Annotated in this window: 22 protein-coding genes; 11 read left to right on the top strand and 11 right to left on the bottom strand. The window is 55.6% G+C overall.

The features are described from left to right. Positions 1 to 71 precede the first annotated feature (71 nt). Positions 72 to 596, bottom strand: coding sequence for an inorganic diphosphatase (gene ppa, locus AC14IB_RS07305; protein WP_484231267.1), 525 nt, complete (start codon positions 594 to 596; stop codon positions 72 to 74). A gap of 150 nt (positions 597 to 746) precedes the next feature. Here ppa and AC14IB_RS07300 point away from each other — a divergent pair, with 150 nt between their 5' ends. After that, positions 747 to 2,558 (top strand): monovalent cation:proton antiporter-2 (CPA2) family protein, encoded by a 1,812-nt coding sequence (locus AC14IB_RS07300; RefSeq protein WP_484231266.1) that lies wholly within the window; start codon positions 747 to 749, stop codon positions 2,556 to 2,558. 97 nt (positions 2,559 to 2,655) lie between these two features. On the opposite strand, the gene AC14IB_RS07295 is transcribed toward AC14IB_RS07300, so the two are convergent. The 3 genes from AC14IB_RS07295 to AC14IB_RS07285 form a co-directional block, all read right to left on the bottom strand. Further along, the gene (locus AC14IB_RS07295) at positions 2,656 to 3,834 is read right to left on the bottom strand and encodes a type III PLP-dependent enzyme (RefSeq protein ID WP_068860909.1); all 1,179 of its coding nucleotides are present in this window, start codon (positions 3,832 to 3,834) and stop codon (positions 2,656 to 2,658) included. 211 nt (positions 3,835 to 4,045) lie between these two features. Beyond that, entirely contained in the window at positions 4,046 to 5,434 is a 1,389-nt protein-coding gene (locus AC14IB_RS07290) for a PhoH family protein (protein WP_484231265.1), read from the bottom strand. A gap of 125 nt (positions 5,435 to 5,559) precedes the next feature. After that, a complete protein-coding gene (locus AC14IB_RS07285; RefSeq protein WP_484231264.1) occupies positions 5,560 to 6,216 on the bottom strand; it encodes a C40 family peptidase in 657 nt (218 codons plus the stop codon). Between the two features lie 159 nt (positions 6,217 to 6,375). On the opposite strand from AC14IB_RS07285, the gene ppnP reads away from it, so the two are divergent. Both ppnP and AC14IB_RS07275 read left to right on the top strand, forming a co-directional pair. Further along, the gene (ppnP, locus tag AC14IB_RS07280) at positions 6,376 to 6,687 is read left to right on the top strand and encodes a pyrimidine/purine nucleoside phosphorylase (protein WP_484231263.1); all 312 of its coding nucleotides are present in this window, start codon (positions 6,376 to 6,378) and stop codon (positions 6,685 to 6,687) included. Positions 6,688 to 6,695: 8 nt separating this feature from the next. Beyond that, positions 6,696 to 7,427, top strand: a complete 732-nt coding sequence (locus tag AC14IB_RS07275; RefSeq protein WP_484231262.1) for a TerC family protein — start codon at positions 6,696 to 6,698, stop codon at positions 7,425 to 7,427. 33 nt (positions 7,428 to 7,460) lie between these two features. On the opposite strand, the gene crcB is transcribed toward AC14IB_RS07275, so the two are convergent. From crcB to AC14IB_RS07260, 3 genes are read right to left on the bottom strand one after another with little or no spacing between them, the layout of a single operon-like run. Further along, on the bottom strand, positions 7,461 to 7,835 hold the full coding sequence (gene crcB, locus AC14IB_RS07270; protein WP_484231261.1) for a fluoride efflux transporter CrcB: 375 nt from the start codon (positions 7,833 to 7,835) through the stop codon (positions 7,461 to 7,463). After that, positions 7,832 to 9,235 carry a UDP-N-acetylmuramate:L-alanyl-gamma-D-glutamyl-meso-diaminopimelate ligase gene (mpl, locus tag AC14IB_RS07265; RefSeq protein ID WP_484231260.1) on the bottom strand — a complete coding sequence of 468 codons (1,404 nt, stop codon included), beginning with the start codon at positions 9,233 to 9,235 and terminating at the stop codon, positions 7,832 to 7,834. The genes crcB and mpl overlap by 4 nt, the downstream gene beginning before the upstream one ends. A gap of 2 nt (positions 9,236 to 9,237) precedes the next feature. Beyond that, positions 9,238 to 9,777 carry a hypothetical protein gene (locus tag AC14IB_RS07260; protein WP_484231259.1) on the bottom strand — a complete coding sequence of 180 codons (540 nt, stop codon included), beginning with the start codon at positions 9,775 to 9,777 and terminating at the stop codon, positions 9,238 to 9,240. 96 nt (positions 9,778 to 9,873) lie between these two features. On the opposite strand from AC14IB_RS07260, the gene AC14IB_RS07255 reads away from it, so the two are divergent. The 8 genes from AC14IB_RS07255 (at position 9,874) to AC14IB_RS07220 (ending at position 15,567) form a co-directional block, all read left to right on the top strand. Next, entirely contained in the window at positions 9,874 to 10,002 is a 129-nt protein-coding gene (locus AC14IB_RS07255; RefSeq protein WP_264753544.1) for a hypothetical protein, read from the top strand. Positions 10,003 to 10,046: 44 nt separating this feature from the next. Next, positions 10,047 to 10,568 (top strand): 5-(carboxyamino)imidazole ribonucleotide mutase, encoded by a 522-nt coding sequence (purE, locus tag AC14IB_RS07250; protein ID WP_484231258.1) that lies wholly within the window; start codon positions 10,047 to 10,049, stop codon positions 10,566 to 10,568. A gap of 15 nt (positions 10,569 to 10,583) precedes the next feature. Then, positions 10,584 to 11,708, top strand: coding sequence for a 5-(carboxyamino)imidazole ribonucleotide synthase (locus AC14IB_RS07245; protein WP_484231257.1), 1,125 nt, complete (start codon positions 10,584 to 10,586; stop codon positions 11,706 to 11,708). A gap of 21 nt (positions 11,709 to 11,729) precedes the next feature. After that, on the top strand, positions 11,730 to 12,263 hold the full coding sequence (locus tag AC14IB_RS07240; RefSeq protein ID WP_484231256.1) for an adenine phosphoribosyltransferase: 534 nt from the start codon (positions 11,730 to 11,732) through the stop codon (positions 12,261 to 12,263). A 10-nt stretch (positions 12,264 to 12,273) separates the two neighbouring features. Beyond that, positions 12,274 to 12,855: a 5'-methylthioadenosine/S-adenosylhomocysteine nucleosidase family protein gene (locus tag AC14IB_RS07235; protein ID WP_484231255.1), complete on the top strand. Its 582-nt coding sequence runs from the start codon at positions 12,274 to 12,276 to the stop codon at positions 12,853 to 12,855. A 107-nt stretch (positions 12,856 to 12,962) separates the two neighbouring features. Further along, complete coding sequence (locus AC14IB_RS07230; protein WP_484231254.1) at positions 12,963 to 13,652, top strand: pirin family protein; 690 nt, start codon at positions 12,963 to 12,965, stop codon at positions 13,650 to 13,652. Between the two features lie 7 nt (positions 13,653 to 13,659). Continuing rightward, complete coding sequence (locus AC14IB_RS07225; RefSeq protein ID WP_484231253.1) at positions 13,660 to 14,256, top strand: malonic semialdehyde reductase; 597 nt, start codon at positions 13,660 to 13,662, stop codon at positions 14,254 to 14,256. Between the two features lie 6 nt (positions 14,257 to 14,262). Further along, positions 14,263 to 15,567 (top strand): ABC1 kinase family protein, encoded by a 1,305-nt coding sequence (locus tag AC14IB_RS07220; protein WP_484231252.1) that lies wholly within the window; start codon positions 14,263 to 14,265, stop codon positions 15,565 to 15,567. Here AC14IB_RS07220 and gspD read toward each other — a convergent pair. The 4 genes from gspD to AC14IB_RS07200 form a co-directional block, all read right to left on the bottom strand. Beyond that, a complete protein-coding gene (gene gspD / locus AC14IB_RS07215; RefSeq protein ID WP_484231251.1) occupies positions 15,564 to 18,383 on the bottom strand; it encodes a type II secretion system secretin GspD in 2,820 nt (939 codons plus the stop codon). The two genes, AC14IB_RS07220 and gspD, sit on opposite strands and share 4 nt — an antisense overlap. Positions 18,384 to 18,388: 5 nt before the next feature. Beyond that, positions 18,389 to 19,231, bottom strand: coding sequence for a type II secretion system protein N (locus AC14IB_RS07210; RefSeq protein ID WP_484231250.1), 843 nt, complete (start codon positions 19,229 to 19,231; stop codon positions 18,389 to 18,391). A gap of 12 nt (positions 19,232 to 19,243) precedes the next feature. Beyond that, on the bottom strand, positions 19,244 to 19,975 hold the full coding sequence (locus AC14IB_RS07205; protein ID WP_484231249.1) for a hypothetical protein: 732 nt from the start codon (positions 19,973 to 19,975) through the stop codon (positions 19,244 to 19,246). A gap of 176 nt (positions 19,976 to 20,151) precedes the next feature. Continuing rightward, the coding region (locus tag AC14IB_RS07200) for an H-NS histone family protein (RefSeq protein ID WP_484231248.1) at positions 20,152 to 20,432 on the bottom strand (281 nt) is incomplete at its 5' end.

Below are 20,432 nucleotides of genomic sequence, written 5' to 3'. Positions count from 1 at the left end.
CGTTCACTTTTTCGGCATTGCACCAAAAAAAGTGAGCGGGAAACAGAAAAATTCTGTTTCCCGCCAGTGGCTTACTTCGCAGCTTCGATGGACTTAAGAATTTCTTCTTTAGCTACGTCTGCGCCTTCCCAGCCCGTGATTTTGACCCACTTGCCTGGCTCCAGATCCTTGTAGTGCGCAAAGAAATGCTCGATTTGCTTCAGCAGCAGCTCCGGCAGGTCGGTGTACTCCTTCACATGCTTGTACAGCGGCGTGAGCTTGTCGTGCGGAACAGCAATCAGTTTGGCATCGATGCCAGACTCATCTTCCATTTTCAGCTTACCAACCGGGCGGCAGCGAATGACGGCACCTGGCACCACCGGATACGGCGTGACTACGAGCACGTCCAACGCATCGCCATCTTCCGACAGGGTGTTTGGGATATAGCCGTAGTTCGCCGGATAGAACATGGCGGTGCCAACAAAGCGGTCAACAAAGAGCGCATCGGCATCCTTGTCAATTTCGTACTTGATAGGGGCGTGGTTGGCCGGAATTTCGATCACAACATAAATGTCGTTAGGAACATCTTTGCCGGCAGGAATCTGTTTGTAGCTCATGTCTAGGCCTCAGGTGCAGGGTGGTAGTTGCTGCGCATTATAGCGTCAGTCAGCACGCTTGGGCGCTCAGACCATCGCCAAGTTGCGTCAGCCGTCATCCGTTTCTTTGCATGCTGTGATACAACACAAGCCTGAGGAGAAACAGTCACTATGCATGGTATTGAATCCATCGCTTTTCTATTGGGCATCGCCTTAATTGTGGTGCCGCTGGCCAAACGCAGCGGCCTGCCGGCGGTCATCGGCTATTTACTTGCCGGCATTTTGATTGGGCCACATGTCTCCGGCTTTATCGAGAATACGACCGTCGTAGTCGAAATTGCCGAATACGGCGTGGCCATGCTGCTGTTTTTAATTGGACTAGAGCTAGAGCCCAGTCGACTATGGGTGCTAAGGCGCTCTGTTTTTGGCCTAGGTGGCCTCCAGGTGGTCGTTACTACCGTGTTGCTCGGCGGCATACTCTGGCTATGGGGCGAGAGTCCAACGGTCAGCCTCATCGCCGGTGCGGGTCTGGCGATGTCCTCAACGGCGTTTGCCCTTCAGTTACTGGCCGAAAAAAATCAGCTAAGCGCCCGTCATGGCCGACAAGCGTTTGCCATTTTGCTTTTTCAAGATTTGGCCGTGATCCCTTTACTAGCCCTAATGCCGCTGCTGGCCACAAGTGGTTCCGCAGAGCACGACATCCCCAGTTGGGGACCCGTTTTACTGGCATTTGCCGGCCTTATTCTGGCCAGCCGCTTTCTCGTGAGACCCGCCTTCCGCTTCATCGCAAACAGTCATACACCCGAGCTGTTCACAGGTACCGCGCTCTTCATTATTGTGGGCGTGACTTGGCTGATGGACTCCATCCATCTCTCCATGTCTTTAGGTGCATTTTTAGCCGGAATGCTATTAGCCGACAGCGAATATCGACATGAACTAGAAGCTCAGATCCAACCGTTTAAAGGGCTCTTGCTCGGTCTATTCTTTATGTCGGTGGGCATGACCGCCAACCTGCCCCTGTTAATCGAAAAGCCCCACTGGATCATTTTGGGCGCACTCGGCTTGATGCTTGCTAAGGGACTGATATTGGGTCTCTTAGGGCGCTGGCATGGCAACGACCTGCAAACCTCTATTCGCCTAGGCGTCACGCTTCCGCAAGGTGGGGAGTTTGCATTTATTGTGTTTACCAGCGCTGTCGGCCTCGGGCTGATGTCATCCACCTTAGGCGAGAGCCTCGTACTCATTGTCACGCTCTCGATGGCATTAACACCTATTGGTTTTTGGCTCTTAGAGCATGTTCTGGAAACGCATTGGAATGGGCGCGAAGAACGCAAGTTTGATTCACTCGAGGACATGCCAGAGCATGAGGTCATCATTGCCGGCTTTGGTCGTGTCGGACAAATCATCGCCCGCGTTTTGCGCGTCCATCGAATTCAGTTCGTCGCCTTGGAAAGCAGCGCACGCCAAGTCGACTTTGTGCGTCGATTCGGAAATCCCGTCTTCTACGGCAAGCTCGATAATTTGGCATTGCTAGAGGCCGCTGGCGCTGCAAAAGCAAAACTAATGGTACTCGCCATCGACGATGTTGAAGAGTCGCTACGCACGGCGCAAATCGTTCGCCACTACTTCCCTAAACTACCAATCTTCGCGCGAGCTCGCGATCGCATGCATGCCTATCGACTCATGGATCTCGGCATTAATGTGGTGCATCGTGAAACCCTGGGTACCAGCTTAGAAATGGCCCGAGATGTCTTAATTAACATTGGTTTTAATAAAATAAATGCCGACTTGAGCGTCAACCGATTCAGAGAGTATGACGATCAACTCATGCTAAGACAGCAAGCGATTTACAAGAACGAATCCGCATTGGTGGAGAGCGCCAAACAGGCCATGCGTGAATTAGAAGGGCTCTTTGAAAGTGATAGCCGGGCAGCCAAAAAGACAAAAGAGGCTCCTTCTGAATCACCTTCAGAACCCTTTTGAGAGGCACCTAAGGACTAGTCAGTAGCAACTTAACTGTACGAATTTTAATGCAAAAAAAGGCCCGCTCATAGCGGGCCTCTTTCATCTCACTGACAGCTTACTTCACATAGAAGGTTTGCAGCGGCGGGAAGCCGTTGAACTCGACCGAGCTGTACGAGTTCGTGTACGCACCCGTGGTCATCCAGTACAGACGATCGCGTGGCGCCAAGCTCAGCGGCAGATGGTAGCCAACATTCTCGTACATGATGTCAGTGGAATCGCAGGTTGGGCCGGCGAGCACAACGCTGCCTTCCTGGTTGCCATGCTCGTCCATCTTCTCCGTGTAGATCGGGTACTTGATCGACTCGCCCATGGTTTCCATCAAACCTTGGAACAGACCCACGTCGGTATAGACCCAGCGCTTCAAGTCGGTACGCGACTTGCGCGAAATCAGCACGACTTCCGAAACCAGTACACCGGACTCACCCACCAGCGAACGGCCTGGCTCGAGAATGATTTCCGGCACGTCATCACCGTAGTCATCGCGCAGGTAGCGGTTGATTTCTTCGGCGTAAACTTGAATCGGGTTAACTTCCGAAATGTAGTTAGCAGGGAAGCCGCCACCGAGATTAATCATCTTCAGCGACACATCTTCTTCGAACTTCATCCAGTCGAACATGTACTTCACTTTCGACAACGCCGCATCCCAAACCGCGATGTCTTTCTGCTGCGAGCCGACGTGGAAGGAGATGCCGTAAGGAATCAAGCCTTGGTTCTTGGCCTGCACCAGCAAATCAATGGCCATATCCGGGTGGCAGCCGAACTTACGCGACAGCGGCCATTCGGCAGTCTCACCGCCTTCTACCAAGATACGCACGAAAATTTTCGAGCCAGGCGCGTATTCCGCAATGTTCTGCAAGTCAGCTTTGGAGTCGGTGGCGAACAGGCGGATGCCTTGCTCGTAGGCCCACTTCACATGCGCGGCCTTCTTGATGGTGTTGCCGTACGACACGCGATCCGGCGAGACACCGCTATCCAGCACCTTGCTGAGCTCAAACTTAGACGCACAGTCAAAGTTGGAACCGAGGTCACGCAACAGCTCGATCACTGGCTGACCCGGGTTGGCCTTCAGCGCGTAGTGCACTTTCGCGGCAGGAAAGCAGGTTGTTAACTCAACATACTTTTGTTTAATGATTTCAAGGTCGACGACGAGAAACGGCGTTTCCTTCTCATCAGCCAGCTTTTTGATCTTCGCCCACTCGGCATCGGAGCAGTAGTCAGAAAGGCGCATGTGCAAATATCCCAAAGGTCATGAAAAAGACAAAAGCCCCTAGCTCGACTGTCGCACAACGGTCACTAGAGGCTCATTCGGTGTCAGGTTGCTGCGCTGCTCGACGGCTTGTTCGCCCTGGCTCTGACGCGGCGAAGGTTAAAGCCAAAAGATGACACAATCAAGAATGCAGGGAGCTACTGAAAAATATTTCTGTCCCCCCCCGCCTTCCAGGGTATTACAGGTTATTTTCCGCGTACTCGGCCAATACCGAGCGTGGCGAACCCTCTAACTGGATGTGACCGCCATGAGCAAAGCCTTTAAAACGCTCGCACATATAGGTTAATCCCGAACTTGTTGGCGTCAGATACGGTGTATCAATTTGAGCCAAATTGCCCAAACAAATCACCTTCGAGCCCTCGCCGGCTCGAGTAATGATGGCTTTCATCTGATGCGGCGTGAGGTTTTGACATTCATCAATCAAAATCAGGGCGCGTTGAAAGCTGCGGCCGCGAATGTAGTTAAGCGCCTTAAATTGAATGTTGGCGCGTTCCTTTACATAGGCGATGGAGCCCTTCGGGCTTTCGTCGTGCAAATGCAGCGCTTCAATGTTGTCGCTAATGGCACCCAGCCACGGATCCATTTTTTCTTCTTCAGTGCCCGGCAAAAAGCCATGCTCTTCCGCCAGCGGCGGGGTGGAGCGCGTTGCAATAATTTTATTAAAGCGTTTTTCCTCGATGCTCTGCTCAATCGCCGTTGCCAGCGCCAAAATCGTCTTACCCGATCCCGCCGGCCCCGTTAACGACACCAAGTGGACCGAGGGATCGCGCAATAAATCCAGCGCCATGGCCTGATGAATATTGTGTGGCCGCAGCCCCCACACTTCCTGATTCATCAATCGCTCATGATTCATATTACGCAACACAATCTGTTCGGCACTCACCGACAGAACGCGACCAATAAAGCCCTGTTCATCCACTACAAATTGGTTGGCGAACACCGGGGCATCCCAATCTTCACGCCGTAAATAATGCCGAGTTTCGCCAATGGCCTGAACGGTTTCTACCCCGCTGAAGCGCTCCCAAAATGAGCCTTCAAATTCGGCGTAGCCTTTAGACAGCTGCTTTACATCCGACACCAGCTGGTCGTTGGTGTAGTCCTCAGACGCCAACCCGCAGGCCCGCGCCTTCAGGCGCATGTTGATATCCTTGGTCACCAGCACGATACGCGTCTGCTGATCTGCCACCTGTAGCGACACCAAGAGATTGATGATTTTGTTGTCGTTGAGCGAGTTAGCTAATGTCTGTATGCCGCCCTCTGGCTGATCCATGAGCACCGACAGCGTACCCAGATACTTGCGTTCGGCATCGCGCCAGATCGGCACGCCCTGCCGAATTTGCTCTGGCTCGGCCGAGCCCAGCACGCGATCAATCATGCGGATAGCCGCACGGCACTCTGCAGAGACGGAGGCCTTGCCAGACTTGAGCTTATCCAGCTCTTCCAACACGGTCATGGGAATTAGGATTTGGTGCTCTTCGAAGTTCAGCAGAGCGTTGGGGTCGTGAATCAGGACATTGGTATCAAGGACGTAGGCTTTGCGACGGGTATCTGCGGGGCGATCGGTCATACGCAAACCTCCAAAGGGGGGGATGCGTCGCAGCGCTTTTTGCTAGCGCCTCAGTCAACGCATGAGGCCTAAGCTACTCCATGCTCTTGAGGCTTAAAAGCCCACGGCGCTCATTTATCCAACAATTAGATTGACAGCAGACAGGCGGGCGACAATCCGCCCTTGAGAAGTGGCACACCCGCCTCACTCGCGAAGTCTCGAGGTACATAGTTACGCGCCGGCATATCCGCAGGTAGCAATCGCCACTGACGATAAACTTCCGCGACCAGCTCACTGCAAAAGCCACCCTTTTGAAAGGCTAGGCCCTGCTCTCCCCTGACCCAAAAGCTCAGGTGTTGGCGCACAAAGTTACGGTAGGGCTTTGCTTGCCAGGCCAGCATTAACTCATCCAAGCGATGGCGCGCTTGCGCATCAGTCACCACGCCCTGTAAACGACGCACGGCAACCAAGCCCTGATAACCAGCAACACGGTCGTCTAGAGACACCAACTGAACCCCATCAAAGGCACAGCCCTGAACAATGTCTTGGACTTTACTGGCTCGTGTAGCTTCCCAGAGCAGTGGTGTTTGCGGGTGCTCCGGCAAGCGCACAACCAAGCCAACATGTGACCAGCGGCTGCCGGTAAAACCACGCACCAGGCGAGCGGCCCAGGATCGTCCAGAGAAAAGCACGAGATCACCGGTTTTTAGCTGCTCACGCAACTGGGCGTAGGGCTGCGACGGCATGACAACCGGATCATTCACGGCCACATGCCACGAGAAGGTCAATGCAGTTCTTTTCATGACGCGCAGTGTTACCAGCCGGCATGACAGTCCTGCGGCGAGGCCAAGTCAGAGCCATGAAGTTTTTATGACGGATGCATGACAAGCCTTGGTTACCAAGCCAATGCGCCCTAGAATCCGCACACCCCAGTTGCAGCGCAGTGCGCAGGAATCGTTTCAATGAGTCAGTTCGATAATGTCAGCGTAGTGAAGAAGTCCAATGTGTATTTCGATGGCCGCTGTATCAGTCACAGCATCTTGTTTGCCGATGGCAGCAAGAAAACCATCGGCGTCATTTTTCCGTCTTCATTAACGTTTAATACAGGCGCACCAGAAATCATGGAAGTGATTGGCGGTCGCTGCCGCGTTCAGCTTGCCGGAGAAAACACCTGGCAAGAGTACGCCACCGGTCAATCGTTTAGCGTGCCCGGTAACTCCAGTTTTCAAATTGAAACGCTGGAGCTCCTCGATTATGTCTGCCACTTTGCCTGAGAACCGCTATGTTTGAATGGATTGCCGACCCGCAAGCGTGGGTCACCCTTGCTACCTTAAGCCTGCTCGAAATCGTGTTGGGCATCGACAACATCATTTTCTTGACGATTTTGGTCAATAAAGTGGAGGCCTCAAAGCGGGCCGCCGCTCGGTATTTCGGCCTCGCCTTGGCCATGGTGTCGCGTATCGCCTTGCTGCTGTCGATTACCTGGGTCATGCGTTTAACGGAGCCTTTAATTACCGTCGCCGATGTCGTCGTTACCGGTCGAGACTTGATCCTGATTGGCGGCGGCCTCTTTCTGCTGTGGAAAAGCGCGACCGAAATCTTCGACGCTGTTGAGGGTGAAAGCGCAGAAACACAAGCCAACACATCTGCCGCCGCGGTTAGCTCGAACTTTGCCGCCATCATTGTTCAGATCGCGATCATTGATATTGTGTTCTCGCTAGACTCGGTCATTACCGCCGTGGGCTTGGCGCAGGATGTCGAAATCATGGTCATCGCCATCATGCTCTCGGTTGCTGTAATGATGTTTGCCGCCAAGCCGATTGGTGACTTTGTTGATGCCCACCCCTCCGTTAAGGTGTTGGCACTGGCCTTCTTGGTTCTGGTCGGTACGCTGTTGATTGCTGAAGGCTTTGGTCAGCACGTAGATAAAGGCTATGTCTATGGCGCGATGGCGTTCTCGGTCGCTGTTGAGGCACTCAACATCCGCATGCGTAAGCGTCGTGCGCTGAAGTAATCGCGGTTAAGTGATACGGGGCAGGCCTTGCGCCTAGCCCCGTATAGCTTGCACGCTGGCATAGCCAGCAAAGGTCAGCAGTAGTGATCCCGCAACATGCAAACTGATGTGCCAGAAAGCCGGCCCGTAGAGCTGGCGCTGCAGCAGGCTTACCGCCTCTATCGAGAAGGTGGAAAAGGTGGTTAGGCCACCCAACAAGCCCGTAATGAGCAGCAGCCGCACAGGCTCTGACAGCGCCGCGCCAACGCTGATAAGCGCCGCCAGCACCCCAACTAAATAAGCCCCCACCCAGTTCGCCACCAAGGTACCCAGTGGCAATACTGGCCAGATCGCATTAAGCCCTAGCCCCAAACTCCACCGTATCAATGCCCCAATGGCCGCGCCAACGGCTACGGCCAGTGCATTCATGCTGCTGCTCCAGATTTTTCCCGCAAGGCCGCCAGTAGTTTTTGATGGATACCACCAAAGCCGCCATTACTCATAATCACCACTGCATCACCAGGGCGAGTCTCAGCAACAAGTCGCGCCACCACGGCGGCCACATCCGACGCCACTTGCGCAGGCACAGGGCTATCCGCCACGACGGGGGCTAAATCCCAATCTAAACCGCTGGGCTGATACCAGATAACTTGATCCGCTGCCGCCGCTGAAGCCGCCAGCCCGTCCTTGTGAGCACCCAAGCGCATGGTGTTAGAGCGCGGCTCAATCACGGCCCAAATGCGCTGCTGCCCTACACGTCCTCGCAAGCCTTCTAAGGTGGTGCGGATCGCCGTGGGGTGATGTGCAAAGTCGTCAAAGACGGTCACGCCATCCACAATGCCAAGCTGCTCCATGCGGCGCTTAACGCCGGGAAATGCCGATAACGCGGCAATCGCCACCGTGACATCAACGCCCACGTGCGCCGCCGCCGCTATCGCAGCTAAACCATTACGGACGTTGTGCAAGCCGGTCAGCGGCCAGTTCACTGACCCATAACAGTGGCCTTGATGCCAAATCGCGTATGAGGAGCCATCTTGCCTAAGTGCCTCAGCTTGCCAGACCGGCGCTGACGCTCCCGTTTGAGCTAGGCCAGACATGACCAACGCCATCGTAGCCACCGGCGTCCAGCAGCCTTTCGCAATCACCTCATCAAGCGCCGGCTCATCGGCCGGCATCAGGATTTGGCCCTGGCTCGGCACGGTGCGAACCAAGTGATGGAACTGCTTTTGAATGGCCGCGAGGTCATCGAAAATATCGGCATGATCAAATTCGAGATTGTTCAAAATAGCTGTGCGCGGCGCATAGTGAACAAACTTCGAGCGCTTATCGAAAAAGGCCGAGTCGTACTCATCCGCTTCCACCACAAAATACTGGCCGCCACCCAGGCGGGCGCTGGCATCAAAACCCTGCGGCACACCGCCAATTAAAAAGCCGGGCTGCAATCCGGCCTGCTCCAGCACCCAAGCCACCATGGTGGTCGTGGTGGTTTTGCCGTGCGTACCTGCGACACCAATCACATGCTTGCCTTGCAGCACCTGTTGCGCTAACCACGCCGGCCCCGAGGTATAGGCAATGCCCTCATTCAAGACATACTCGACGGCAGCATTACCGCGACTCATGGCGTTACCAATGATGACCAGATCCGGGCGCGGCTGCAGATGCTCGGCTGCATAGCCTTCCATGAGGTCAATCCCCTGCGCCGCTAGTTGCGTGCTCATGGGCGGATACACACTGGCATCACTGCCGCTGACTTGATGCCCTAAGGATTTCGCTAGCACCGCCAGCGACCCCATGAACGTACCGCAGATACCGAGGATATGAATGTGCATGATCAGGTTCCTTGCGGCGGCGCGGGGATGAGCTCAGGGAAGAATTGCAACGTCAGCAGCATGACAATAAACAGAGGCACTAATGCCAACAAAACGCCTTTCCAACGCGGAATATCCAAGCTGTGCTGATAAACAAAGCCGCGAGCAGACAGGCTCCACAAGGTCATGACCACCTGCACCATTGCCGCCAGCGTGATAAAGACGCCGCCGCCTTGTGCCAATAACATGGCAAGCGGTGCGGCCATCAGCGTGATTAAGGTATCAACCAAAACTAACGCCATAAAGGACTGCACCCAACGATTGATCCACTCGCGCCGCTGCAGCAGAAACGCCAGCCATAGGGCTTCGGCAGCCATGGCCATAGCAGATAGGGCCACTACCGGCTTATCGGTATTGCTATCGCCACCCAGTGTTTGCAATGCAAAACTAATCAATAAATTGAGCGCCACCAAAGGCAGTAATAAGCGCGGGGCATAAGGCAGGGCATCGGGGCCCGCGCGAAAACAGATCACTTGCCAACCCATCGACAAAACAGCTTTCATCACACACTCTGCGTAGTATTAGGCCGCGTGATTCTCGCAAAGACCTGCGCCGCCGTCACTCGATGATTTGCACAGAAATGCCCCGGAGTTAGTCTAATGCCCCTCGAACGTGAACCCATGCCGACCAGCTTTAAGCCGTTTTGGCGCTTTCTCTTTCTGTTGTTTTTGCTGACCTTGGCCATCGCGGCCGCCTCCGCCATTACTGGCCTTGCCCTGACCGCCTGATTATTGGAAAATGCGCGGTTTTCCACCCACTCGGCACGGACACCATGAGCACATCTCGCGACACCTGTGAACAGCCTATCGTTGGCATCATCATGGGCTCCCAATCCGATTGGGCCACCATGGAACATGCCGCCAATACCTTGCGGGATTTAGGCGTGGCGTTCGAAGCCGAAGTCGTTTCCGCCCATCGCACCCCCGACAAGCTCTTTGCCTACGCCGATGCAGCCATGGGCCGTGGCATTCAGGTCATCATCGCCGGGGCCGGTGGCGCAGCGCATTTGCCCGGCATGTGCGCGGCCAAAACGTCACTGCCCGTGCTCGGTGTGCCAGTGCAATCGCAGGCGCTGAACGGCCTGGACTCCTTGTTATCGATTGTTCAGATGCCAGGTGGTGTTCCGGTTGGCACACTCGCTATAGGTAAAGCAGGCGCCATCAATGCGGCCCTGTTGGCAACACAGATTTTGGCGCTGAATGACCCCAAGCTGCGTCTAGCCATTGAAGCTTTCCGTGCGCGTCAGACAGACACGGTATTGGCCAACCCTATTCCGGGCGTGACCGGCGTATAACTTGAGGAATCGGACATGAGTCTGCGCATTGGTGTACTTGGCGGCGGCCAGCTTGGTCGCATGATGGCGTTGGCGGGCTACCCGCTAAACCTGTCATTTGCCTTCTTCGACAAAGCCGTGGACTGCCCCTCTGCGGCATTAGGCCCACGCTTTGGCGATGACACCTATAGCGAAGCCAGCCTGCAAGCGTTTATTGATAACGCCGATGTCTTCACCTACGAGTTTGAAAATATTCCCACGGGCTGGGTCGAAGCCATCGCCAAACGCAAGCCGGTCTATCCCGGGGTGAAGTCCTTGGCGGTGTCGCAAAATCGTCTCAACGAGAAACAGCTGTTTTCTGCGTTAAATATCCCTTCGGCGCGCTACCACGAAATTCGCGCTGAATCGGACTTGAACGATGCGGTCGCCGCGCTGGGCCTACCTCTCGTGGTGAAAACCGTCACTGAAGGTTATGACGGCAAAGGTCAGTTCCTACTGCGTGATGCCACGCAAATCTCTGCGTGCTGGCAAAAGCTGGGCGCTCATGTCCCGCTAATCGCCGAAGAGTTTATTCAGTTCAAGCGTGAGCTCTCGATCATTGCCGTGCGCGGCCAAGACGGCGCTACGTTGTTTTATCCGTTGGCAGAGAACCATCACCATGGCGGCATCCTCAGCCACTCCATCGTGCCCGCGCCCCATCTCGATGAAAATACGCAGCTCACCGCTGAGCGCTACATCTCGTCGATTTTGCGCGAGCTCGGCCATGTTGGCGTGCTCACGCTGGAGTTGTTTGAAACTCGTCACGGCTTGATGGCTAACGAGACGGCGCCACGTGTGCACAACTCCGGTCACTGGAGCATTGAAGGTGCACACAGTTCACAATTCGAAAACCATGTGCGTGCCGTGGCCGGCCTACCCTTGGGCTCGACCCGTGCGGAAAAGCCCAGCGCCATGATCAACATCATCGGCAAGCACCCCAGTGCCCATGATGTGCTGAGTGTCACCGATGCCCATTTGCACCTGTATGGCAAAAGCGAGCGCGACGGTCGAAAGCTAGGCCACATCACCGTCACCGCCGACTCGTATCCAGAGCTTGACATGCGCATGAGCCGGTTGGCTGAAGTGCTGCCCAACCCCATGGCATTAAACTTATCACGCTAAGCCTTGGCGCGGAGCCCCTGAATGAATTGCGCCGCCCCAATATCCTTGACCGAACTCGAGTCGGCGATCACCTTAGTGCCGGACTTTCCTAAGCCTGGCATACTGTTTCGAGACATGTCACCGCTCCTAGCCGAGCACTTCAGCGCTACGGTGCAAGCGCTGCAAGCACTGCTCACTCCGGAACAATGGAATGGCATTGATGCTTTAGTGGGCATTGAATCTCGCGGTTTTTTGCTCGCCGCCGGTCTGGCTCAGGCGCTGGGTAAAGGCGTGATTATGGTTCGTAAACCCGGAAAGCTACCTCCCCCCGTGTTCCGTCAGCGCTATGCACTGGAGTATGGGGAAGACACGCTGGAAATGAATGCCACTATGAGTCCACGCCGTGTGCTTCTAATCGACGATGTGTTAGCCACTGGAGGCACCTTAGGCGCCACAGAAGCACTTTGCCTTCAGGCTGGTCATAACATTCGTGGCGCTGTGGTATTGATCAACCTAGCCGCGCTGAACAACTATCAATGCCAAGGTAACGCCCCTTTATCTCTGTGGACTTATTGAGACAAACCGCATGAGCAAGCCGCTTTTGGTACTGGCCCTAGCACAAGAAAACGCTAACAACCGTTTGGATAGCCTGGGCTTTGAAATTCTCTATACCGGCGTGGGCAAGGTGAATGCTGCCATTGCCCTCATGCAGCGACTCGCGCAGGGCGACACGCCCAGCCTAGTCATTAACGCCGGCTCAGCAGGCTCACACACCCTAACAGCGGGCCAAGTGGTTGTGGCCACTCAGTTTCATCAGCGCGATATGGATGCCACCGCCATGGGCTTCGCGTTAGGCGAAACCCCTTTCGAAGTCCCCATTGTGCTGAGCAATGGCTTACCGGTCTCCGACTTTCAACAAGTTACCTGCTACACCGGTGATAGCTTCGTGACTGCCGCTCACCCACAGCTCACGCTCGATACCATCGACATGGAGGCGTATGCGCTGGCGAAAGTCTGCCAACAGCAGCAACAACGTTTCGTCTGCCTCAAATTCATCACCGATGGTGCCGACGGCCAAGCGGCCAACGACTGGGCCAGTGCGGTCATCCTTGCCGCAGATCAATTAGCCGATGCTATCCACCGGTGCGTGGCCGAGCACGCCCGCTAATCCGACCCATTAGCATCATTTTTGGCAACAATGTGTTGCCGAACTGAGGCTTTAAACGAAACACTCAGACCACTAAGCTGACCTCTTACACCCAACCGGAGGTCGTCATGATCATACGTCGCCCTAGCGATGAGCGCGGCCTAGGCCAGTTTGGCTGGCTTCAGGCGCGCTATAGCTTTTCATTTTCTGGCTATTACGACGCTAAGCACATGGGCCACTCCGTCCTGCGCGTGATTAATCAGGATATCGTTCGTGCCAAATCAGGCTTTGGTCAGCATGGCCATGACAACATGGAAATTCTGACCTATGTTCTCAGCGGCACACTGAGTCATCGCGACACCCTGGGCAACATTGCCGACATCACCGCTGGCGAGTTTCAACTCATGAGCGCCGGTACCGGCATTGAGCACAGTGAAATGAATCGCGGCGATGTGCCGGTGGAGCTACTGCAAATATGGCTGCAGCCGAATGTCCGCAACCTGGCTCCTCGCTATACGCAAAAAAGCTTCGAGCGCACATCAGGACTGACCTGTATTGTCGCCCCGGATGGCGAAGTTCCTGAAGCGCTTCCCATACGCCAAGATACCCGCATTTATCGCGGCATCCTGTCTGCCCATGAGCAGCTGAGCCAAGCGCTTCGTGAAGGTCGCAGGGCCTGGCTTCAGCTCATCTCCGGCCGAATACGCGTGAATGGGCAACTGCTCATGGCCGGTGATGGCGCCGCCATACACGATGAAACTGAACTGACGTTGCAGGCCGAAGCCGACAGCGAATTCCTCTACTTTGATCTACCGTGAGATGACCATGACGACATTAACCGCCCTATCGAACGCTAGCCTTGACCAACTTTTCCGTGAGGCTCGCACCCATCATCACTGGCTCAATACGCCTGTGAGCGCTGACACGCTAGATGCGCTGTACTCCCTGGCTATTCAAGGTCCAACAGCGGCTAACTCACTGCCCGCACGCTTTGTCTTCGTGCAAAGCGAAGCAGCCAAAGCCCAGCTAAAACCGCATTTAGCGCCGGGCAATATTGAGCAGACCTTGGCAGCGCCTGTCACCGTGATCGTCGGCATGGACTATGACTTCCCAGAGCATTTACCCCGCCTTTTTCCCTTTGCCGATGCCCGGAGTTGGTACGCGGGCAATGACGCGCTGATCGCGGAAACTGCACTGCGCAATAGCAGCTTACAAGCTGCCTATTTCATGCTGGCTGCGCGGTCATTAGGATTGGATGTAGGCCCCATGTCCGGATTTGATGCCGCCGGCGTAGATGCAACTTTTTTCAAAGGCACGTCTGTCAAATCCAATTTACTGATTAATCTCGGGTATGGTGACCACTCGCGCTTGCACCCCCGCGCACCCCGACCCGACTTTGCGGAGTATGCCCGCATCTGCTGAGGCTTTATGACCGACACACCGCGCCCGACCAAGCAACGCCTGCTCAAACTGGCCGGCATGACCGCTCGCATTAGCGGCCACGCCGCCCGAGATCGCTGGCAGCGGCTTTGGCAAGATGGCAGCGAACGCAACGCCCAAGATGCCGCGTTGTACACGCGCATCGGCACGGAGATCGCGGCCACACTGGGCGAAATGAAGGGCGCGGTGATGAAGGTCGGGCAAGTGGTCTCGCAATACCGCGACCTGCTGCCTGCCGAGCTGGTGGACGCGCTCACGCGCTTACAAAACGATGCACCAGCGCAGCCGTTCAGCGCGATACTGCCCCGCCTGCAAGAGGCCTTCGGCCCGGACCTCAATCGTCACTTTCTCGACATTGAGCAACAGCCCATTGCCAGTGCATCGCTCGCGCAAGTGCATCGCGCCCGCCTACACAATGGCCGAGAAGTCGTGCTGAAAGTGCAGTATCCCGGCGTAGATGCCGCTGTTGCGGCCGATCTCAAGCAACTAAAAGTCGCACTCAAAATAGCGCGGGTGCTTCCCGTTAAAAATGACATTCTCGACGCCCTCTTCCGTGAAATTGAGCAGAGCCTAAAAGCTGAGCTGGATTACCGCATTGAGGCCGCCGCTATTGAGCGCTTTCGGCACTATCACGCGGACAACCCGCGCATTGTGATTCCCGCCGTACTGACCGAGCTGAGCAATACCCGTGTCCTCACCCTGAGCTACGAACCGGGCGATAGCCTAGGCCAGCTCGATGAGCGCTACGACCAGAACTTACGCAATCAAATCGCGGCAACCCTGTTTCAGGCCCTAGGTCGTCAGCTCTATCAATTTGGCGAAATCCACTGTGACCCCCATCCGGGCAACTTCGCCGCAAGGCTGGATGGCTCACTGGTGATTTACGATTTCGGCTGCATCAAAAAAGTCTCGCCGCATATTTCGCGTTGCTACGCCAACATGACTCGTGCTGCTCTTGCAGGCGACAGCGCCGCCATTGAGCAGGGCTTAATTGCGTTGGGCGCACGCCAAACGGAACATACGCCGGCGCTAGCAGCGTCATTTTATAGACCGTGGCTGGACTTGATGCAGGAGAGTTTTAGCGAGCAGCGCACCGACTTTGCCCGTTTTCCCCTTGCTGAGCGGGTGATTGCGTTGAGTCGGGAGTCACTGCCGAATTGGCGGGCCTTTCAACCCGTACCAGAAACCGTGATGGTCAATCGTGCCTTGGGCGGACACTACTGGAACTTAAGGCAACTCGGTGCGCAGTTGGCACTCAGGCCATTACTGCACACCGTATTACCCACGCCTTAAGGCGCGCTAGTGGACTCAGCTGGCGCGGTGTCTGGTACGTAATACACCGCACCACTGCTGGTACGAATCTCACGCATGCCTGACTTTTCGCTGCCTGACGCTGTCGTTGCGGCAGGCTGTGACTGCGCAGCACTCGACTCAGGGGTCGATGTTGGGTTCTCCGGGACGTAATAAACCCCGCCACTGGCCGTGGTGATTTTACGCATCCCAGGGCGATCGCTAGGCGCAGACTTCGGCTCTGACTTTTTCGACTTCTTTTTCGAAGTCGGGGGCGTTTGCTCCGCTTGCAAGGCGGGATCCTGATCGTCCATGAATGGCTTAGCCTGTGGCCTGAAGTCGGACTCTTCGCGCACCTTACTGGCTGGCTCTACTCGCTCAGCGGGTCGTGCGTCGATTTGCTGTACCGGCTGATACGGCGCGTATGCAGCTGCTACAGGGTCTGCCGAGACCGCACTGAATGGCTTTGCACTGGGGTCAGGATTTGTCGAAGGCGGCACATAGCTGGCCTGCGAGGGAATGGGTTGAACAGCCCGGCGCGGAACAGGTGCGGGCTCTGCGACAGGCACAGGCTGAGAACGAAGCGCTTGCGCCTCAACGTCGACCAACGACAACGGTTGCGCCTGAATGGCTGCGGCATTATCGGCGGCATACACCTGAGGAGCGTTTTCATCGTTACGCGCTTGTGGCGCAGGTGTTTGAGCCTTTACAGGCGCTGGAGCCGCTGACGCTGGGGCTTTAGGCGCATTGGCTGCTGGTGCCACTGGTGCAGGTCCGGCCTTTACCGGTGCATTACGAGCATCACGCTGCAAACCGCCCTGATAGATCTCTTGGATATTTGCGGGTAAACGCGTCAGACGACCTTCCTTATCCAGACCCAGGTCCACGCGACGCACAGAGGCATATTGCCTCTGCGTCAGCGCAGCAGCAGACGCTGCATCACGAAGAATAGTGGGCTGTAAGAACACCAATAGATTGCGTTTTACCCGTGATTCGCTGGTGGCACGGAAGAGCACGCCCACGCCCGGCAAGTCGCCCAAGAAAGGCACTTTGCTGGTCGACTTCTTCACATCGTCCTGAACTAAGCCGCCCAATACAATGGTCTGACCGTCGTCAGCCAAAATGCTGGTTTTAATCGAGCGTTTGTTGGTGATGATGTCGGAGGAGCGAATGCCATCAACGGAGGGCACCACGGAGGATACTTCCTGCTCCACATCCAGGCGCACGGTGCCGCCTTCGCTCAACGATGGGGTGACCTTCAAGGTAATACCCACATCTTGGCGTTGAATGGTGGTGAAGGGGTTGGTCACGCCGGAGCCTGCCGTTCCCGTCGAGCCGGTAATAAACGGCACGTTCTGACCCACCACAATTTTGGCCTCTTGATTGACCAAGGTCATGATGCTGGGTGTCGACAGCAAGTTTGCATCGGCGACCGAATCCAGGGCCTGAACCAATGCCCCGATGAAAGTGCGGTCGCCATTACTGTCTTTGCTCGATGTACCAATGCCCAAGAGTGCGCCTTGGCCAATGCCCGCACCGGCGAAATTCCCGGTAGCGGCCGCCGTGGCCAAACTAACGGCACTCGCGCCTGCGTTATTAAAGTTAATCACGCCAACACCGGAGGTGGGCGAACCATAGGCCCACTGCACGCCGAGCTGCGCTGCGTTATCACCCGAGACTTCGACAATCGCGGCCTGGATTAGCACCTGTGCACGGCGCGAGTCTAAATCGACCAAGATGGTTTCGATTTGGCGAATTTGGCGAGGGCTAGCCCGCACAATAAGGGCGTTTTGTGACTCGTCGGCAATCAGGCTGGATGAGCCCACGGTAATCGTGGTTGTGCCCGGCTGGCTGCGACCTGAGCCGCTATCACCATTGCTACTGAGGTTGGTGGTGCCGCTCGATGCCGAACTCGCTCCGGCACTCGTGGTGGTACTGGATTTATCTTTCTCATCCGCCAGCACGCCACGCAACACTTCAGCGACTTGGCGAGCATTGGCATATTTCAAGCGGAAGACCTTAACGACTTCATCACTTTGCTCGGGCGCTTCATCCAAGTTACGGATCATGGCGCGAACACGATCACGCAACGCCTTATCGCCGCGCACCAGCAAGCGATTGGTTCGCTCATCGGCCACAATGCGTACCTTGCCCGGCGCCTTGCCATCACGACCGGCCGCCGCACCGCCAGCCTCCATCGTTTCTAAAATATTGATGAGGTCTTCGGCTTTGCCATTCCGTAACGGAATAATTTCAATCGCATCGTCAGGCTGCCCACTATCCAGCTCACGAATCACCGCCTCCATGGCGTCGGCATTATTCGCGCGATCCGAAATGATTAAGGCATTAGCACCCGGCACCGAGGCCATGTGTGCAAACTGCGGCATCATGGGGCGAAGGGCCGCTAACAACTCATTGGCATTTGCTTGCTGAAGCATGATGACGCGGGTCACCAACGTTTCACCGCTACCCAATCCCGCAGCATCTACACGCACACCGGATTGGCGCGCATTGGTATCCGGAAGAATCTTAATGACAGGGCCATTCGGTACCGCTGCAAAGCCATTAATGCTCAAAACGCTTTGGAATAGCTCGTACAGCTCCGAAGACGACATGGCGCGACTGGAGATAACCGTGACATTGCCCTTTACCCGAGGGTCAACCACAAAGTTCTTACCGGTGATTTCCGCCATTTCATTCACAAGTGCAGAAATGTCGGCATCTTTCAGGTTAATTTTCCACGTCTTTTCCGCCCACACGGAGGGGGCCATCAGCAATAACAGACTAAGTGCGAGGGGTTTCAAAGGAGGCATGTTCATGAGGCTCACAATTTCTGTTCAAGTGTGATGGTTTGTGCGCCACGCTGCACTTCCACGCGAGCACTGCCCGCCTGTTGCAACTGGCTCATGGTTTTTTGATCTGCATCAAGGTCTTTACCCACCGCTTGGTTATTGACGCTGACGATGCGATCACCGGGCTGCAAGCCGAAGCGCTGCAGCATATCTTTGGGTGCCGTGATACTCACGATGTAACCCTGCGACGTTCGGCGCAAGCCCATCTGTCGTAACGCGGCCATTGGTGAGTTAGCTAAGCGGCTAGCGGCAGCACCCAAGGCGTTTTGTGTTTGTGCAGCGGTGTTTGGCATTGGGGTATTCGGTGCGTTAGCTCCCGGCGCTGGCGTGCCGGGCTTATCAAAACGCAGTGTTTCTTCTTGTCCGTTACGGCTTAATACCACCAGACTTTCTTCCACGCGCAACAGCTCTGCACCACCCGGCAAGGCATCGCCCGGGCGATAAATTTGTACTTTATTGTCTGTTCGATCCGCAATAAATGCTCTCGCAAGCTGACGCGAGGGATTCGTCATGACCCCGTCCAGCCTGAGTTGCAAGGTGGTGCTTTGCTCGCTGGATGCCGCCGGGGAACTTTCTGTCTCACCAAACAATCCAGCAATACGTTGCGGCTCAATTCGTGACGGCAATACCACCACCGGCCCTGACGCGGGAGGCTGCAAGCGCTGTGACGCGCCCGCGCTAAACACCCATAGAACTTTACCCAACTGCCAAGCCACCAGGGTTGCGACCAGCGTCAGTGCAACCATGGCGATCACCGAACCCGCAGGATCTCGCCATAAGGATTGCCATCGATCTCGCCACTGCGCTGAATCCATCATCATTTCCTATTAACCGCCCTGGGACGATAACGGCTCAGACACCGTCAGCACCACCAAGTCCAAATCATTCTTGCCGAGATAGCCCGGTTTCAGTCGCAGGAGTCGCTCACGAATTTGCCACTGAATGCGCTGGTCCGCCGTCAATGTTACCGCAGCTAAAGCGCCGCCATCAGCACGCTGCGACAACTCGCCGACCAAGTTCTGATTAACGATACGCCAGCGCAGTACCGCTGCCGGAATTTGCATTTCCTGAATTTGGCCTTGCAAGTTCAGCCTCAGCAAACCGCCTTGAGTCACTAGCTCGCCCGACGCATTAAGCCACTCGCCCTTTGTATTGCGAGCAAACTGCATGGTGTCGCTTCGCCACGCGGGCATCACCAATTGCGGCAACAGCCAACTGGCATCGCCCGCCTGACTACGCACATCCGTAACCTGCAAGGACCACTGGCCGGGTTGCTTCTGCCAGTTTGCGTTTAATGCGACCGGACCACCTAAGATAAGGTCAGCGCCATAAGCAAAACGCCACAGCGAACTCAGCTGTAACTGCCAAGCAATGTAAAGAGGCATGCCTTGACGTCGCGTTTGCAATTGACCGTCAAGCAAGGTTCCGCCCAAGGCGACACTACCCGCATCGGCGCCATTTGCCGCCATCACCGGTGCTAGTCGTGAAACGACTAGGCTAGCCGGCGCATGAAGCACCAGCGAAATAAGAAGCACAATGACAATGGGCATCGCCATCATGAACCATTTTTGCTTTCTTCCTAACACCGCATATCCTCGCCGACCCCGCGACCCAATGTCAGCACACTGTAAAGGTTCGTGATAATAGCCTGAAAACATCTTCATGCTTGTGTGTTTTGCGTGAACGAAAAAAGCCACCGCAAGGGTGGCTTTTTCAGTTACCGCACGGCCATAGCTTAGATGAGGAAGCTATCTTGAGCAGCACCGGCAGCAATGGCATCGGCTAACCAGCGTGGGCGCTTACCACGACCTGTCCAGGTCTGGCTGGCATCTGCAGGATTGCGATACTTCGCAGGAACCGGTGGGCGCGTTGAGGCCGCCTTGGCCACTTTGCCGCCGCCAGCCTGTGCGACCAACTCAGCAACGCTTACACCTGCTTCACGAGCAATACGCTCGATTTCAGCACGTGCGCCTTGCAATTTGCTGGCTTGCCCCTTCTTGGCATCAATGAGCTCCT

The organism is Perlucidibaca sp., assembly GCF_057084925.1.
The sequence above is the reverse complement of the archived record's forward strand: the minus strand, read 5'-3'. Positions and strand labels throughout refer to the sequence as shown.

Coding starts and splice junctions, on each gene's coding strand:
- AC14IB_RS07245 (WP_484231257.1), top strand. CDS start 10,584: ATGAGTCTGCGCATTGGTGTACTTGGCGGCGGCCAGCTTGGTCGCATG.
- AC14IB_RS07300 (WP_484231266.1), top strand. CDS start 747: ATGCATGGTATTGAATCCATCGCTTTTCTATTGGGCATCGCCTTAATT.
- gspD (WP_484231251.1), bottom strand. CDS start 18,383: ATGAACATGCCTCCTTTGAAACCCCTCGCACTTAGTCTGTTATTGCTG.
- crcB (WP_484231261.1), bottom strand. CDS start 7,835: ATGAATGCACTGGCCGTAGCCGTTGGCGCGGCCATTGGGGCATTGATA.
- AC14IB_RS07260 (WP_484231259.1), bottom strand. CDS start 9,777: ATGAAAGCTGTTTTGTCGATGGGTTGGCAAGTGATCTGTTTTCGCGCG.
- ppnP (WP_484231263.1), top strand. CDS start 6,376: ATGAGTCAGTTCGATAATGTCAGCGTAGTGAAGAAGTCCAATGTGTAT.
- AC14IB_RS07255 (WP_264753544.1), top strand. CDS start 9,874: ATGCCCCTCGAACGTGAACCCATGCCGACCAGCTTTAAGCCGTTTTGG.
- AC14IB_RS07205 (WP_484231249.1), bottom strand. CDS start 19,975: ATGATGGCGATGCCCATTGTCATTGTGCTTCTTATTTCGCTGGTGCTT.
- AC14IB_RS07220 (WP_484231252.1), top strand. CDS start 14,263: ATGACCGACACACCGCGCCCGACCAAGCAACGCCTGCTCAAACTGGCC.
- AC14IB_RS07235 (WP_484231255.1), top strand. CDS start 12,274: ATGAGCAAGCCGCTTTTGGTACTGGCCCTAGCACAAGAAAACGCTAAC.
- AC14IB_RS07285 (WP_484231264.1), bottom strand. CDS start 6,216: ATGAAAAGAACTGCATTGACCTTCTCGTGGCATGTGGCCGTGAATGAT.
- AC14IB_RS07275 (WP_484231262.1), top strand. CDS start 6,696: ATGTTTGAATGGATTGCCGACCCGCAAGCGTGGGTCACCCTTGCTACC.
- AC14IB_RS07240 (WP_484231256.1), top strand. CDS start 11,730: ATGAATTGCGCCGCCCCAATATCCTTGACCGAACTCGAGTCGGCGATC.
- AC14IB_RS07210 (WP_484231250.1), bottom strand. CDS start 19,231: ATGGATTCAGCGCAGTGGCGAGATCGATGGCAATCCTTATGGCGAGAT.
- AC14IB_RS07225 (WP_484231253.1), top strand. CDS start 13,660: ATGACGACATTAACCGCCCTATCGAACGCTAGCCTTGACCAACTTTTC.
- AC14IB_RS07290 (WP_484231265.1), bottom strand. CDS start 5,434: ATGACCGATCGCCCCGCAGATACCCGTCGCAAAGCCTACGTCCTTGAT.
- AC14IB_RS07230 (WP_484231254.1), top strand. CDS start 12,963: ATGATCATACGTCGCCCTAGCGATGAGCGCGGCCTAGGCCAGTTTGGC.
- mpl (WP_484231260.1), bottom strand. CDS start 9,235: ATGCACATTCATATCCTCGGTATCTGCGGTACGTTCATGGGGTCGCTG.
- ppa (WP_484231267.1), bottom strand. CDS start 596: ATGAGCTACAAACAGATTCCTGCCGGCAAAGATGTTCCTAACGACATT.
- purE (WP_484231258.1), top strand. CDS start 10,047: ATGAGCACATCTCGCGACACCTGTGAACAGCCTATCGTTGGCATCATC.